Raw genomic sequence first — 15531 nt, 5'->3', positions numbered from 1 at the left:
ATAGCAACAATAATTAGAAAAAATCCCAATATAGTTATAATATAACACTTTATTCCGATCCATTAAGGTAAGCATTATGAAGAATTGGGAAGCCATGGAAGCCTTTGTGGAAGTGGTTCGACAAGGCAGTTTTTCCGCCGCCGCCAGCCAACTCAATGTGTCCGCCTCACACATCAGTCGTTTGGTGGCGCAACTTGAAAACACCTTAGGCAGCACGCTTTTGCATCGCACCACACGACGCATCAATTTGAGCGAAGCAGGAGAACTCTATTACCAACATTGTCGTAATTTGCCTGCCGCCCTGAGCAGCGCAGAAGAAGTGGTATCCTCATTAAATCAAGCCCCCATCGGCAGCTTTAAAATGACTTGTGCCACCACCTTTGGCGAACGTTACATTGCTCCTTTAATGAACGACTTTCTCAAGCAAAACCCCAAAATCGAGCTGGACTTGCACCTCACCAACAGGGCGGTGGATTTAGTGGAAGAAGATTACGATTTGGCCATTCGTATGGGCGCTATGAAGGATTCCAGTTTACTGTCGCGACGCTTGTGTGACCGTGAGGAGTTTCTATGCGCCTCCAGAGAATACGTAGATCAATTTGGCGTGCCACATACTTTGGCGGAACTGAACAAACACAAATGTTTATTAGGATCAAAAAGTCATTGGCTATTTCAACAAGAAGGTCATCGCAAGGAAGTACGTGTCAGCAACCAGTGGCGCAGTAATTCTGGCCCGGCCCTATTAGATGCCGTGAAAAAAGGCTTAGGCATTGCGCAATTGCCAGATTATTATGTCAAGGACGAAATAGCCGCTGGCCGTTTGGTGTCCCTCTTGCCACAATATCAATATCCTTACAGTGGGGTCTGGCTGGTGTACCCAAAAGCACAACACCCTTCTCCTAAACTCAGTGCTATTTGCGATTATTTAATCGCCTGCTTTCAAGATAATGCCCCATTTCATCGCTATCGTGACTGTGGTTAAATAGCCCTCTCTCCATTAGGACATAATCATGTTTGCTCAAGAAGATTTAATTCAGGTCGCACGCCAAACCATGCCATTTGGTAAATATCAGGGACGTATCTTGATCGATCTACCCGAAGCCTATTTATTATGGTTTGCCCATGAAGGCTGGCCAAATGGTAATCTGGGAACTTGGTTGCAGCTTTGTTTGGAAATCAAAATCAACGGTTTGGAAAAGTTGGTCGACCCATTACGCTTACCTGAATCAAACAAAACCGATGAGCCCAAAGTACGCATTCGATTCGACGAGTAAATCAGCTCGCTCCACGGGCAAAATACAAGACGCCCTCTTTTGTCTCTTGGCAGACAAAGCCCGCCTTCTGGGCCACCTTAATAGACGCTAGATTGTCATTTTTGATCTGCGCAAAGAAAGGGCCTGTTAAGCCAGTTAGCATGGCCTGCAGCATTGGATACGCCAATCCTTTTCCTCGCATATCAGGCGCGATCGTCCAAGACAACAGCCAGCCTTCCTGTTGACGATCTGCTCGGCCACTGCCAATCCTCTTGCCTGCCACTTGCGCCATCCACAAACGACGATCCTTGTTGCCTAATGATGCCTGTAACCAAGCGAGATGACCTTCTTGGGTGACTTTCTCAGACGACAAGGAGGCTTTTCGAGTGACGGCGTCATTGCGCCATTCCAATAACAGATCAGCGTCTTCCATCGTCACCAGCCGTAGTTCAACCAACACAAGCATTGTCCCCTTTTCCGTTATTTCTTCTTTATCAAGGTCATTGCGTCTTTACCAAAAGGATGGAAAGGTACAAAATTTGCTTTGTTACCCATACCTTTTACCCAAAGTTTTATTTTTTATTAAGGGCTTTAATATGGACATTCGATTAGACGATTTAAACGGAGCGGAAATCAAGAGGTTATTACAAGAACATTTGGACGACATGTATGATGCTTCTCCAGCAAAAAGCGTTCACGCGCTGGATTTATCTGCATTAAAGCAAGCTGACATTCGCCTTTGGACAGTTTGGCAAAATGACCAGCTACTCGGCTGCGGTGCTCTAAAAACACACAATAGCGAGGAAGGCGAGATCAAATCCATGCGCACTACCAATGCCGCTCGAAATAAAGGTGTCGCTTCCACCTTGCTACAATACATTTTAGGCGACGCCAAGCAGCAAGGTCTGACTAAAATCAGTTTAGAAACGGGAACACAAGACTTTTTCGCCCCAGCAAGAGCCTTGTACAAAAAACATGGCTTTGCTGAATGTGGCCCGTTTGCCGATTATCAACCCGACCCTTATAGCGTATTTATGAGCAAAACTCTGTCATAACAGCAACTCAAACACAAAAGAAAAAGCCAGCAAAATGTGCTGGCTTGATTTCATCAATAGCGAGTGAATGGATAGGCAAGGGATAACCTATCGAGCCTATTGATAAACTTACAGACCGCCGTGGGTCAATTTGGCAGGATCCAACAAGGTGGTTAACTCTTCTCGCGTTAGATCCGTATCTTCATCCGCCACATCGATCACAGGTCGCCCTTCTCGATAGGCTTTTTTCGCAATCTCAGCCGCTTTTGCGTAACCAATAATGGGGTTCAAGGCGGTGACTAATATTGGATTGCGATGCAGGGCTTGATTCAATTTTTCTTCATTAACCGTCAGCGTCGCAATGGCATTGTCCGCCAATAATTGTCCACTGTTGGCCAACAACTTAATGCTGTTTAAGAGATTTTTGGCAATCATTGGCAACATCACGTTCAACTCAAAATTGCCCGACTGCCCACCTATGGTGATGGCCGCATCATTACCTATTACTTGCGCTGCGACCATAGCCGCGGCTTCGGGAATCACAGGGTTGACTTTACCCGGCATGATGGACGAGCCCGGTTGCAAGGCCTCTAAAGTGATTTCCCCCAACCCCGCTAAGGGACCTGAATTCATCCAACGCAAATCGTTGGCGATCTTCATATAAGTCACCGCCACCGCTTTTAGTTGACCAGACAAGGCCACTGCCGTGTCTTGAGAGCCAATCAAAGCAAAGAAGTCCTGACCTGGAGAGAAGGTTTCTTTGGTCAACTTAGACAGGGCGTTGGCAAACCTCTCGGCGAACTCAGGGTGAGCATTAATGCCAGTTCCTACCGCTGTGCCACCTTGTGCCAATTGACTGGTTTTAGTCTTGATATGATTAAGATTATCAATGTTATCTTGTAGCTGTGCCGCCCAAGCGTTAAACGTCTGATCCAAACGCACTGGCATGGCATCCATCAAATGGGTACGGCCTGTTTTGGTATAACCTGCAAGGCTTTTGCCTTTTTCAATAATGGTATTTTGCAAATGTTGCAAAGCAGGTAATAAGTGACCAGCCAATTCCAACGTGGCGCTCACATGAATGGCACTGGGAATCACGTCATTACTGCTTTGACCAAAATTCACATGGTCATTAGGGTTGATGGTCTCGCCATTGTATTGACTGGCTAAGGTGGCAATGACTTCGTTGGCATTCATATTGGAACTGGTGCCAGAGCCAGTTTGATATACGTCCACCGGGAAATGCTGCATTAGATCGTCTGTATCCAACAACTCATTACAAGCATTTTGAATCGCTTGTGCTTGCTTTGGTGTAATGCATTGCAGCGCTTCATTAGCCTGTGCGGCCGCCGCTTTGATCAAGATCAGGGAACGAATAAAGGCCTCTGGCAGGCTTTCATCACTGATCGGAAAATTATTAATGGCGCGTTGGGTTTGAGCACCATAAAGGGCATTTTCAGGGACTTCCAGTTCACCCATACTGTCTTTTTCAATGCGTGTTTTCATTCGCGATTAGGTTCCTCTGTTTACGACTCAAAAGAAGAGATGAAGTAATGGCTCAATACCCTAAGGTTATGTTCCATCTTGAAATAATTTCTTGCGTCCTGATAGGTCACGATCAGGCGCTTCAGGTGTGACAGGGGTAAATACACTTTATCCAAACAGGTTTGTCGCCATTGTGGTGCGATACTGGTATCACACACGGTATCCAATAGGACATTAAACACCCTTTGGTGCAATTGCGTGGCATCGGTAATGCTCAAACGCTCTGCGTATTCTTCGGTCAAATTAAGATAGTGATACAAAATCTCCGGCGAGTCGGCGCACTGACCTGCCTGAATGGTTTGCTCAAGAACAGAAAATGGCACCAAGTAACGACTCATCGTCCTACCCTCCGAAATTTAAATGATAACTATTATCAATAATGTTCGGTGAGTATTCTTCTGTCAAGCAATTGATAACGATTATTATTAAAATTTAACAATGATGCTGCGAGTTTTGATTAAGGTCATTAACCTAGGGCATAAAAAAGCCCCTGCTGACGCAGAGGCTGAGAAGAAAAGTAAGATTTGCTGTTAACACTAAGATCAGTGGTGATGTCCGCCCACACCATGGGCATGACCGTGAGCAATTTCCTCTTTCGTTGCGTCACGTACATCAATCACTTGGACACTGAAGGTTAAGTCTTTACCAGCAAGTGGGTGGTTGATGTCCACCGTAGCGTGTTTTAAGCCTGCTTTGACTATGGTCACTTGACGCAGACCTTGTTCTGTTTGCACTGTGGCTACCATACCCGGCTGCCAACGCTTGGCGCCTCGTAGGTGTTTAATAGGCATTTGTTGGGTATGGTTTTCTTTGCGTTGACCATAACCCTCTTCCGGTGTCACGGTTACTTCGAATTCTTCACCCGCGGCTTTTCCAGCCATGGCTTTTTCCAAACCCGGAATGATGTTGCCATGACCATGAAGGTAAGCCACTGGGTCATTACCAGCGGACGTTTCGATCAGTTCGTCACCACTGCGTAGGGTGTAGTGAAATTGCACCACTTGATTGTCTGCAATCGACATGGGTTGTCCTCATTTCAATGTGTTACTACAAAATGTGTTACTACAAATGTAGGGCGCCATTATAAGGGCTTGATTCCACTAAAACAGTGATAATTCAAGGGCATCGTCTTTTATTTCAATGTCCGATACCAAAGAGGCGGCCAACTTCTCAAAGACAGAATGGTTTAGGCTATAAATAGGATGCTGATCAAAATATTGACGCAACACCTGCTCTACTCTGTCTTGTAGAGAACCTAAGGTAGAGCGGAGGATTTTTTCATCAAAACTGGAGCCTTTGATGGCGACTTGCGTGAGTCGTGGCGCCACTAAAAAAAGATCTTTATCTTGAATACGAATACCCGCCTCAAAATCAGGGTTCACCTCCGTTGTTAACGAGAAGTTCTGTCCAAAAGCGGAAACCTCACCCGTTAAATCACACCTTAAGGCGATTGCAATCACACCACCATCACGCTCAAGAAAGTCAACGTCTGCTTGTTTAATAGCAAGCGTTAGTGCAACCACTTGCCCTTCTGCCGCCAGTTCAAAACGCGTATCTTGCGCACTGTCTATTTGCTTGGCGAGGTCTTCATTGACTTTCGTTTCACTGATACGAAAACGATTGCAACCACTCAAAGTGAGGCTCAGAAATGCAAGAAGCGCTAGATATAAAGATTTTCTGTTCAATCCCATAATGCTTCCTAATTCGCCTGTTGTGTTAAACCTGCTTGGCGTTTATCAAACCAAAAACGCATAAAGTCTTCTGTTACTTTTTGTTCTATTTCCACCGCTTCATCGGTTGGACAAAACAAAGAAACCGTAAAGATATTAAAACCTTCTGGTGTGGTGGTAATACGAACGCGAGGTTCTGGCCCTGAAATATTAATATCCAGGCGTTTTTCGATCAGGCTGTTATAACGAATGGCCACTTCATGAAAGTGCTCACTGTACTCACGTATCTTGCCAATGATTTGTTCTTTGATATCGAACAGGTTCACGTCATCAGACTGTCTTGAAATGGAAAAAGTATGGGTAACGTAACGGCGCATATAGTTAAGATTTTGCACCGTATGAAGCAACAATACGCTGTTCGGTACCACAGTGGTTCTACCTGTATAAGCATAACTTCCACCTTTGAGGTCTACTTCAAACAAGGTAGTGGACAACCAATCACTGTCTGTCACTTCGCCTTCAAAATTCGCCACCTTGATCCAATCTCCTACCTGATAAGGTCGCGTACTAGCACGATAAAAAGCCCCCACGATACAAGCAATAAATTCTTTTGTGGCGATGACCAACGCCACCATAAAAGCGGCAATGGAAATGGCGATATTTTGTAACTCAGACGACCAAATAAGGATCAAGCCGACGACAAATAAAAAATTAAAAGAATTGTCTGCCGCATTGATTCTTTGACGCTTTTTATCATGATCAATGTGTTGGTTAAGTCGAATGGCGCGCTTGGTGTAACGACGAATAATATAGACCAATAAGATTAGGGCCAAAGTAAGCACCAGCTCTACATGATCCGTAATAATGGATAGATCCAATTGAGTAAAATCGAAAGGCATAAAGAGTCACTTTTTTCTAGAAGTCGATACTTTAACAATCATTTATTAGGACAACAATAAAGTGTAGACAAGAAGAAAAATTATACTGTATATTTGTACAGTATAATTTTTGTGAGGTGACTTATGTCCGTCATTATTAAATACGTCGTAGAACGCCATGGAATCGAAAAAATGACTTTTACTTCAAAAGCTGAAGCCGATGCTCATGATAAGCTTCTGGATACTGCTGAGGCTCTCACGCAGCTGCTCAGCGCTAGCCAACTCATTACAGACGATGCGCTAAAAGAAGCATTGGCCATGTACCTAGCGGAACACAAAAACAGTGTCATTGATGCACTGGGGCCGAAAAAGAAATCGACCAGCAAAAAGAAGAGCACGCCGAGTCCACAAACCGAGTTGGCACTCAATAAAACCCCTAAAACCCCAAGCACGGACTTAGAAGACTTGGTGATAGAACCCGATGAAGAACAAGTCTATCAGGAAGAAGGCGTTAGCGATCCATTTGACGAGGACAACTTTGATGAAAGCCATGCGGCTTAGGTTTAGGCTTAGCTCAAGTCATGCTGCTTAAGTTTAGCTTAGGCTTAGGCTTAGGTTTAGCCTTAGCTCAAGCCATGCGGCTATTCATGTATCCACCAAATAAAAACGCTGCATTAAAGCGATGTAACAGACTGATCAATAAATGAAAAATCGATTAGCTTGGCTCTTTTCTTAGCATTAAGCGAGGAGCAAACAGTCCTCGCCGACAAGCAAGGACAACACAGACAAGGCCAGCAGTTCTCGCCAATAGGCAAAGACGGTTTCTGCCGTCTGCCTTGTCCAACTTTCCCCAAAGCTAACAAATAATAACGGCAATCCATTGAATCTTAAGGATAAAGAAATGCAGCTTGCCGTTATTTTATTGCTCACCGTGGTTTTCAGCCTATCTTCCATCTATTACATCTATGCCTATCGTGGCAATATTCGCTACCGCTGTTGGAGCGAATATTTTCGTAAAGGATGGCCAATTTTTGCGCCATTGAATTGTCTCTTATATCTGTTTTCGCACAGCAAGGTAAAAAAGCCCATTATCGATACACAATCGTTCAAAGAACTGGATGAGCTACGTGCTAATTGGCAAGTCATTCGAGACGAAGCCCTCGCTTTGCAACAGCAGGGGGATTTGGAAGACATTAATCAAGCGGGTTCAGACGCATACTATGATGTGGGTTTCCGTACTTTCCACAAATACGGCTGGCGTAAGTTTTACCTTAAGTGGTATGGCTACACCCACACTTCAGCACAAACCATGTGCCCGAAAACTACGGCCATTCTCAGTCGAGTGAAAAACATCAACGGCGCCATGTTTGCTTACATGCCAGCCAATTCCGAGCTCACTCGCCACTTGGATCCTGTGGCCTGTTCCCTTCGCTACCATTTAGGATTACAAACACCGAACTCAAAGGACTGCTTTATCAATGTGGATGGGCAAGAATACGCTTGGCAGGATGGTAAAGATTTATTGTTTGATGAAACCTACTTACATTTTGTCAAAAACAACACAGAAGAAAGCCGTTTGATTTTAATGTGTGACTTTGATCGCCCTGTAAACCTATTCGGTAAACTGATTAACTTCTGCTACAAGTTATTAATGAAAGCCTCTTTGGTACCCAATACCGCCGAGGATAAAAGCGGACTGGCAAACAAGGTGTTTAAAACTGTGGCGCCTGTATTGCAGCGCAGTAAGGCATTGAAGAAAACCAATCGTAAGGCTTACAAGTGTTTAAAATACACCCTAAACACCTTGCTGCTCTTGATGATTTTAGGCCTGATCGCTGGCGTTATCGAACTCTTCAGTTGGTTGTTTTTTTAACCCTTAAGTGTAATTTCCATTCTTATTGAGCAGGCTTGCTATGGTGAGCCTGCTCTAAAAGCCAATCAAAGAATGCTTGTGCTGCAGCATGCAAAGGTGCACTGGATTCCTTGACTAAGTAAAAAGATTCACTGGCTTCAACCTTTGTGGCAAAGGGGGCCACCAATCGTCCTTCGGCAATTAAGCCTTCAGCCATGGACGATCTTGCCAAGGCAACACCTTGTCCCAGCTCCGCCATACGCAATGTGGAGACCAAAGTATCGAATTGCATTCCTTTGGAGAAATCAACTTTTTTCTCACCCATACTATTCAGCCAATAGCCCCACCCCTCTTCATAACCAAGAACATGCAATAGGGTATGGTGAACCAAGTCTTCAGTGGATCCTAAAGGACTGTGTTGTAGCAAGGTGGGTGAGCAAACAGGTATCAAGCTATCCCATGTCAAACGCTGTGACTGCAAACCTTGCCAGTTACCATGACCCCAGCGAATTTCCATGTCTTGCTCTGCGTCCCACTCCGCTAACCAGATATGACTGGCGTAACGAATATCAATATTTGGATGCAAGGCTTTAAAGTCACCCAGCTTAGGCGCTAACCAAAGGTTAAAAAAAGCCAAGCTGCCACGTATCTTTACTCTAGTCTGTTGGCTGGAAGAAAATATTTCACTGGTACCTGAAGACAGGCGACCGATGGCATCTTGTACGACAGGATAATAGGCTAATCCTTCTTTTGTAAGGCTTAAGCCACGTGCCAGACGTTGAAACAGCATTACCCCGAGATGACTTTCAAGTGAGCGTATTTGCTGACTCACTGCGCCTTGGGTCAAGCACAATTCCGCTGCGGCATGAGTGAAGTTTAGATGGCGTGCAGAGGCTTCAAAGGTATGCAGCCAATTTAAGGGAGGGAGAGACTTTTGATTCATATTCAATGCCTAATAAGCCGCCTCGGAACACAAAGCGGCTTTTTACAGCAGTCAATAGCATGCAAGTACTTATAGTACCTGACCCAAGAAACGCTGTAGACGCGGATTATCTGATTCGAAAAAGCGCTCTGGCGACTCTTCGAATACCAGTTCCCCATCTTCCATAAAGACAACACGATCAGCCACTTCACGAGCAAAGCCCATTTCGTGAGTCACCACCACCATGGTCATGCCGTCACTGGCTAGGCTCTTCATAACATCCAAGACTTCCCCAACCATTTCCGGATCCAGAGCACTGGTTGGCTCATCAAACAACATAATTTTCGGCATCATAGCCAAAGCACGAGCAATGGCAACACGTTGTTGCTGACCACCTGACAGATGTGAAGGATAATTATTCATGCGCTCAGCCAAACCAACACGTGTTAGCAATTCACGACCTTCTTGTTCCGCTGCTTGCTTGCTCTTTTTCAACACCTTCATAGGCGACAACATGACGTTACCAAGGGCGGTTTTGTGCGGAAACAAGTTGAAAGACTGAAACACCATGCCGACTTCTTCACGCACCTTATTGATGTTGGTTTTCTTATCCGTCAAGCTCACATCATCAATGAGAATGGTCCCTTCGGAGATGGTCTCTAACTGGTTTAAGGTGCGTAAAAAAGTCGATTTGCCTGAACCACTTGGCCCAATGATGACAACCACTTCACCACGTTTTATATCCAATGACACTTCTTTCAAAGCATGACAGCCATTGGGATACACTTTTTCAACCTTTTTAGCGCAAATAATGCGCTCATCAACTTGCTTAGTCACTGGCTGACAACCTCTTCTCTAAATATTGAATGGCCCAAGATAACGTACCAGTAAGCACCAAATAGAGTAACGCAACGGTAAACCAAACTTCAAATGGCGCAAAGGTGGAACTGACCACTTCACGACCGGCTTTGGTTAAATCTGTAATGGAGATAACAGATACCAAAGAAGAATCTTTGATCAAATTAATAAATTGACCTGCCATTGGCGGCAAGGTGCGCTTAAACGCCTGCGGCAAAATGACCTCAATCATGGCTTGGACATAATTCATTCCCAAGCTACGTGCAGCTTCCATTTGTCCGGGATGAATTGACTGGATACCTGAACGTACGATCTCTGCAATATAAGCCCCCGTAAAGACAGATAATGCCGCCACGCCAGCGGTAAATCGATCCAGACTTAACACGGTTCCAATAAAGAAATAGAAAATGAAAATCTGTACAAGTAACGGCGTACCTCGAACCAACTCGACATAAGTAATGGCAAGGTAGCGCAAAGCTGGATTATGGGAAATACGCGCTAAGCCGGTAAACAAACCTATGATGACAGCAAAAATCAAAGATACCACGGACAATTTCAGGGTAATCCATAACCCCCACGTAATAGGGCCTATTGTCCAACCGGTTCGCTGCGCAACCGGATCCCCTTCAAATACCAGATCACCGTCGTAAATAAGGGCTTCGTCAAACTTTTTGATAACCAAAGGATCAAGTCCAATATCGGACTCAATAGTAATGGTGTTGGTTGCATCGTCTACATAAGCAGTACCATCAAAAGGAGCTCGAATTTCGGTTGGCTCAGTACTCACAATGTACTGGGGAATGCGTTCCCAACGCCACGTGTAGTCAATACTTTTACTAGAGACGTAAATACCGAAACCCAAAGCAAATAGGATCAGTACAAAAACGCCTTTCCATAAAAGCAGGTGTGATTGTTTTTCCATCGATGAGAGATTCCCCGTCGTGTTAATAACTTTAGTTACGAATAGGCATCCGATCCTACTAGGAAACTAGCCAGACCAAGGGCTAGCCGTTCGCATACAAAAAGTGGCGCTGACAGCGCCACTTTTCATAATCAAAACGGATTTTACTGGATGTTCTTCATCCATGCATCACTTGCGAACCATTTGTTGTAAATTCTATCGTAAGTACCATCGCCTTTGATTTGTGCAAGGTAGTTATTGATGAAATTCATGAAGTCTGGATCGCCTTTACGAATCGCCATACCTAGAGGCTCATAAGTAAATGGTGTATCTAGGTGAACCAATTTGTCGCTGTTTTGCGCACCGTAGATAGCGTTGAATGGCAAGTCATATATGAAGGCATCTGCATTACCATTGACCACTTCTAACGCCCCTTCAGATTCCGTTTCAAAAAGGTTTACCTTAGCTTTGCTTAGGTAACGCTTAGTTGCGTAATCCGCAGTGGTACCTAACTTAGTCGCGATAGTGTATCGCTTTTTGTTTAAGTCACGGTAAGACTTTACTTTGCCTTCCAGTTTTTTGCTTAGCAAAATACTTTGGCCAACAACTATGTAGGGGTCAGTGAAATTAACTTTCAAGTTACGTTCCGCGGTAATGGTCATACCAGAGATGATGATGTCACATTTAGCCGTTAACAACGCTGGAATGATACCGTCCCAAGCCGTGTTACGTAGATCCACTTTTACACCCATGGCTTTTGCCATAGATTTGGCGATGTCCACATCAAAACCGACGATGTTGCCTTTTTTATCGCGCATATCGAATGGCATGTAACCCGCTTCAAGACATACTTGCATCTCGCCACGAGTTAGAATTTCGTTCAAGGTAGATTTTTCCCAAAGGCTGTTGTCTGAAGCAGAAGCAACAGTTGCGCTTACTAAGGCCGCGAAGGCAATCAGTATTTTTTTCATTATCTAATGTCCCCAATTTATAAGTCATTATTATCTTAGTGTTGTAACCAGCCGCACATCATACTCAAATTCACTTCAACAGTCCTTATGAAATATCACTTTTTAGACCAATGCATGTGACTCAAGCCGTGTGCTTCTTCAAAACTTACCTGCAAGAAGTATTCCTAACCTTCTCAAAGGCTTGTTTTAAATCGAAAATTAAATCCTCTGTATCTTCAATACCAACGGAAATGCGCACCAAGCCCTCCGAAATGCCCAAGGCTTGACGTTCTGCTAAGGTGTTTTCAACATGACTGGTGGTTCTTGCTGGACCGTAAATGGTCTCAACTGCCCCCAAATTTCCAGCACAATGGGCGTGGTGCAATTGCGGCAATAAGCGCGTTACCATGTCCATACCACCAGTAAGGACAAAACTAACAATAGCACCAAAACCGCGCATCTGCTCAATGGCAATATGATGATTTTTGTGCGTCACCAAACCTGGGTAATTGACCTTTTCTACCAAAGGCTCGGTCTGAAGATATTCTGCAATGGCCTGTGCGCTTTGCTGCTGCTGCCTAACACGCAATGCCAAGGTTTTGATACCACGGATAATGAGATAGGCTGAAAAAGGATCCAATGCAGCTCCGTTTATTTCTCGATAATGCCGAACTTTTTCCATCAGGCTTTCGGCACCGCAAACCAAACCACCCATCGCATCGGCATGACCACTCAAGAATTTGGTGGCGCTGTGAATAACAATGTCCACTCCCAAAGCCAAAGGATTTTGATTTAATGGCGTAGCAAAAGTATTGTCTGCCATCACAATAGCGCCCACTTTTTTCGCCGCATTAACCAAGCGCTTGATGTCTATTATTTTTAAAGTCGGATTGGTCGGCGTTTCCAGATAAAGAAGATCACACCCTTTGGCAATTTCTGCTTCAATTTGCTCATGACTATGAGTTTCGCACAACACCACATCCACTCCCATACGCGGCAGAAACTCTTCAAATACTTTATTGGTACCACCATAACTGTCTTTGGTAGACACTACTCGACTGCCATTTTTTAAGAAGGTGTAAAGCGCACTACTGATCGCAGCCATGCCAGTACTAAAAGCCACCGCTGACTCGGCCTTCTCCAAAGCACATATTTTTGCTTCCAAGGTTTCAACGGTGGGATTACTCATCCTGCTATAAATAAAACCGGGGGCTTTTCCTAGCGCCACCTCATACCAATGATCAATATCTTGATAGCCATACGCGGCACTGGCTACTATGGGCGTCTGGGTGGCACGATAGGGATGCTCAGTCTCTTCACCACCCCATACCGCTTGAGTACCAATCCCAATACTATTGTTATACGCCATGCAAAATTACCTATTTTATTGTCTGCTACTGTGCTTATAAAACCCCACTATAGACAAATAATAGACGAAGTAGTAATCATCAAATTCTGGTGTTAGATACGATTTTTTTAATGGCTAGACAATCTTTTTAATAACTAGGCAATCTTGTTAAGCAAGGAAAGAAAAGCAAAAACACCAATGGATAAAAGCACTTACTCTTGAGAAATAAGGTTTGCAGACACGCAATCGAGAAAATTTAAAAAATCAAATGAAAATCATTTGCATTAATGATCTTATTATATAAAATGCCACCTCAGTAAAGGCTTTTGAACGTGCTGCCTAGGGAATAATTAAGGCTTTTAAACACAGTTATTAATGGACTCACTATGAAACTACTGCTTCAACTTTCAGCAAACCAAAGCAAATCTTTACTCGCCGTCATCTTTTTGAGCATGGTTAGCGCACTTCTTACGGTGGGTGTCATCGCTTTTATTCAATATAAGTTGCTTAGCCAAGCGCAATTAACCTTGGATATCTTGTGGCAATTTTTTCTATTGCTTGCTGTGTTATTAGTGACCGCCACAGTGGCACAAATGGCCCTTCACAAGCTTGGTCATCAATTTGTTTTTAACAAACGTTGCCAACTTATTAAGCAACTCATCAATACCGACATAGAACAAATTGAACGCATTGGTAGCGCCCGCTTACTGGCTTCATTGAGCACAGACATTCGTAATGTCACTTTCGCCTTTGTCCACTTACCAGAGCTCATTTATGGCATTGTGCTTTGCTTTCTGGCGTTAGGGTATTTGGCGTTTCTGTCGCCTGCACTCTTTGCCGTCAGCATCTCACTATTGGCCTTCACTGGCATATTGGGTTTTGGCTTGGTCAATAAGATCGCCTACCACATCACTCAGGTGCGTGAGTTCGATGACAAGCTTTATCAAGATTATCAGTCCTTTATTGAAGGTCGCAAAGAACTGTCACTTAATCCAGGTCGCGCTAAACGTTACTTTAACGACGAATTTAAAGAAAACGCTCAAACCTATCGTAACCAAGTCACGCGTGCAGATGTTCTCAATGGCTTTGCCGCCAACATTGCAAACGTCATTGTGTTGGCGCTAATTGGTCTGAATTACTATCTCGCCCTAGGACTGAATTGGGCAACATTTGATGTGGCCTCTTCTTTTGCCTTGATTATATTATTCATGCGAACGCCTCTCATGTCAGCGGTCGGCTCCATTCCAACCTTAGTCACCGCCAATATATCCATGCAAAAGTTAGAGAACTTGTCTCTCAGTGCAAATGATTCCCTCGACGATCAACCAACAGAGACCAGCACATTTTCACAGCTACGTTTGCAACAGGTTGTGTATGAATATCCAGCGGATGGGGATGACCAACCGTTTCAAGTTGGCCCTATTGATTTCTCAGTAAACAAGGGTGAAATCCTCTTCATCATTGGCGGTAATGGCAGTGGCAAATCCACTTTTGCCAATTTATTAACCGGTTTATACCGTCCACACTCAGGTCAATTTTTCCTCAATGAAAAAGCCATAGCGCTCGACAAGTGGCAAGACTATAGACGACAGTTTTCCGCCGTATTCAGTGACTTCTATTTGTTTCATCAAATAACCGATGGCGATGGTAACAATATCGATAACGCTAAGATTGATGAGTGGATGTCTTTATTAGAAATGACGCATAAAGTCTCGCATCAAGATGGCTACCTTTCTGACACTCGCTACTCCCAAGGGCAGCGTAAACGACTCGCCCTGCTGATGGCGGTATCTGAAAAACGAGGCTGCCTACTGCTGGATGAATGGGCGGCAGATCAAGACCCAACCTTCAGACGCACTTTTTATGAAGACTTACTGCCGTTACTTAAAGCTCGCGGTGTGACTGTGATTGCCATTACCCATGATGACAAATATTTCGCTGCGGCTGACAAGATATTCAAAATGGACCTAGGTCAGCTCTGTGAAATTAGCATCGCGAACCAAGCAAACTCGACGCAACGAAAACCATCACAGGTTCTCTTATAACGGAAAACACAAATTCAACGAGAGGCTTATTTTATGAGTATTGATAACCCCAACACCGAATTCACCGTGGTCATTAATGGTCAAGAACAATACAGCATTTGGCCCACTTACCACCCTGTCCCCACAGGTTGGAGCGAAGTCGGCATAGTGGGCAATAAAGAAACCTGTTTAGCCCACATTAATACTGTTTGGACTGACATGCGCCCCAAAAGTTTGCGGGATGCTCTAGCAACAACAGATTGATAATCAACTTTTCAACAAAAATCACTTGCTGT

Annotated in this window: 18 protein-coding genes; 7 read left to right on the top strand and 11 right to left on the bottom strand. The window is 44.2% G+C overall.

Features of this window, described 5'->3' with window-relative positions:
• The first annotated feature begins 76 nt into the window (after window positions 1-76).
• Entirely contained in the window at window positions 77-982 is a 906-nt protein-coding gene (locus tag ABXS85_RS14750; protein WP_353667284.1) for a LysR family transcriptional regulator, read from the top strand.
• A gap of 28 nt (window positions 983-1010) precedes the next feature.
• Window positions 1011-1274 carry a DUF3820 family protein gene (locus tag ABXS85_RS14745; protein WP_353667283.1) on the top strand — a complete coding sequence of 88 codons (264 nt, stop codon included), beginning with the start codon at window positions 1011-1013 and terminating at the stop codon, window positions 1272-1274.
• Window position 1275: 1 nt separating this feature from the next.
• Here ABXS85_RS14745 and ABXS85_RS14740 read toward each other — a convergent pair whose 3' ends face one another.
• Window positions 1276-1719, bottom strand: a complete 444-nt coding sequence (locus ABXS85_RS14740; protein ID WP_353667282.1) for a GNAT family N-acetyltransferase — start codon at window positions 1717-1719, stop codon at window positions 1276-1278.
• Between the two features lie 130 nt (window positions 1720-1849).
• On the opposite strand from ABXS85_RS14740, the gene ABXS85_RS14735 reads away from it, so the two are divergent.
• Window positions 1850-2308 carry a GNAT family N-acetyltransferase gene (locus ABXS85_RS14735; RefSeq protein ID WP_353667281.1) on the top strand — a complete coding sequence of 153 codons (459 nt, stop codon included), beginning with the start codon at window positions 1850-1852 and terminating at the stop codon, window positions 2306-2308.
• A 108-nt stretch (window positions 2309-2416) separates the two neighbouring features.
• Here ABXS85_RS14735 and ABXS85_RS14730 read toward each other — a convergent pair whose 3' ends face one another.
• From ABXS85_RS14730 to ABXS85_RS14710, 5 genes are all read right to left on the bottom strand, one after another.
• Window positions 2417-3793 carry a class II fumarate hydratase gene (locus ABXS85_RS14730; protein ID WP_353667280.1) on the bottom strand — a complete coding sequence of 459 codons (1377 nt, stop codon included), beginning with the start codon at window positions 3791-3793 and terminating at the stop codon, window positions 2417-2419.
• A 20-nt stretch (window positions 3794-3813) separates the two neighbouring features.
• Window positions 3814-4170: a hypothetical protein gene (locus tag ABXS85_RS14725; RefSeq protein ID WP_353667279.1), complete on the bottom strand. Its 357-nt coding sequence runs from the start codon at window positions 4168-4170 to the stop codon at window positions 3814-3816.
• 204 nt (window positions 4171-4374) lie between these two features.
• Window positions 4375-4854 (bottom strand): peptidylprolyl isomerase, encoded by a 480-nt coding sequence (locus ABXS85_RS14720; RefSeq protein ID WP_353667278.1) that lies wholly within the window; start codon window positions 4852-4854, stop codon window positions 4375-4377.
• Between the two features lie 78 nt (window positions 4855-4932).
• Window positions 4933-5523, bottom strand: a complete 591-nt coding sequence (locus tag ABXS85_RS14715; protein WP_353667277.1) for a DUF1439 domain-containing protein — start codon at window positions 5521-5523, stop codon at window positions 4933-4935.
• Between the two features lie 8 nt (window positions 5524-5531).
• Complete coding sequence (locus ABXS85_RS14710) at window positions 5532-6401, bottom strand: mechanosensitive ion channel domain-containing protein (protein ID WP_353667276.1); 870 nt, start codon at window positions 6399-6401, stop codon at window positions 5532-5534.
• Window positions 6402-6524: 123 nt separating this feature from the next.
• Between ABXS85_RS14710 and ABXS85_RS14705 the strand changes: the two genes are divergently transcribed.
• Both ABXS85_RS14705 and ABXS85_RS14700 read left to right on the top strand, forming a co-directional pair.
• Window positions 6525-6941, top strand: coding sequence for a YebG family protein (locus ABXS85_RS14705; RefSeq protein WP_353667275.1), 417 nt, complete (start codon window positions 6525-6527; stop codon window positions 6939-6941).
• Window positions 6942-7281: 340 nt separating this feature from the next.
• Window positions 7282-8253, top strand: coding sequence for an aspartyl/asparaginyl beta-hydroxylase domain-containing protein (locus ABXS85_RS14700; protein WP_353667274.1), 972 nt, complete (start codon window positions 7282-7284; stop codon window positions 8251-8253).
• A gap of 22 nt (window positions 8254-8275) precedes the next feature.
• On the opposite strand, the gene ABXS85_RS14695 is transcribed toward ABXS85_RS14700, so the two are convergent.
• The 5 genes from ABXS85_RS14695 to ABXS85_RS14675 form a co-directional block, all read right to left on the bottom strand.
• Window positions 8276-9175 carry a LysR substrate-binding domain-containing protein gene (locus tag ABXS85_RS14695; RefSeq protein WP_353667273.1) on the bottom strand — a complete coding sequence of 300 codons (900 nt, stop codon included), beginning with the start codon at window positions 9173-9175 and terminating at the stop codon, window positions 8276-8278.
• A 69-nt stretch (window positions 9176-9244) separates the two neighbouring features.
• Complete coding sequence (locus ABXS85_RS14690) at window positions 9245-9964, bottom strand: amino acid ABC transporter ATP-binding protein (protein ID WP_353669782.1); 720 nt, start codon at window positions 9962-9964, stop codon at window positions 9245-9247.
• Window positions 9965-9983: 19 nt separating this feature from the next.
• Entirely contained in the window at window positions 9984-10934 is a 951-nt protein-coding gene (locus ABXS85_RS14685; RefSeq protein WP_353667272.1) for an amino acid ABC transporter permease, read from the bottom strand.
• Between the two features lie 143 nt (window positions 10935-11077).
• The gene (locus tag ABXS85_RS14680) at window positions 11078-11884 is read right to left on the bottom strand and encodes a transporter substrate-binding domain-containing protein (protein ID WP_353667271.1); all 807 of its coding nucleotides are present in this window, start codon (window positions 11882-11884) and stop codon (window positions 11078-11080) included.
• 145 nt (window positions 11885-12029) lie between these two features.
• A complete protein-coding gene (locus tag ABXS85_RS14675) occupies window positions 12030-13232 on the bottom strand; it encodes a cystathionine gamma-synthase family protein (protein WP_353667270.1) in 1203 nt (400 codons plus the stop codon).
• Window positions 13233-13597: 365 nt separating this feature from the next.
• On the opposite strand from ABXS85_RS14675, the gene ABXS85_RS14670 reads away from it, so the two are divergent.
• Together ABXS85_RS14670 and ABXS85_RS14665 are read left to right on the top strand one after the other, a co-directional pair.
• Complete coding sequence (locus ABXS85_RS14670) at window positions 13598-15256, top strand: multidrug ABC transporter permease/ATP-binding protein (RefSeq protein WP_353667269.1); 1659 nt, start codon at window positions 13598-13600, stop codon at window positions 15254-15256.
• 33 nt (window positions 15257-15289) lie between these two features.
• Entirely contained in the window at window positions 15290-15499 is a 210-nt protein-coding gene (locus tag ABXS85_RS14665; protein WP_353667268.1) for an MbtH family NRPS accessory protein, read from the top strand.
• Window positions 15500-15531: the final 32 nt, after the last annotated feature.

This window comes from Marinomonas sp. THO17 (assembly GCF_040436405.1).
GTDB lineage: Bacteria > Pseudomonadota > Gammaproteobacteria > Pseudomonadales > Marinomonadaceae > Marinomonas.
The sequence above is the reverse complement of the archived record's forward strand: the minus strand, read 5'-3'. Positions and strand labels throughout refer to the sequence as shown.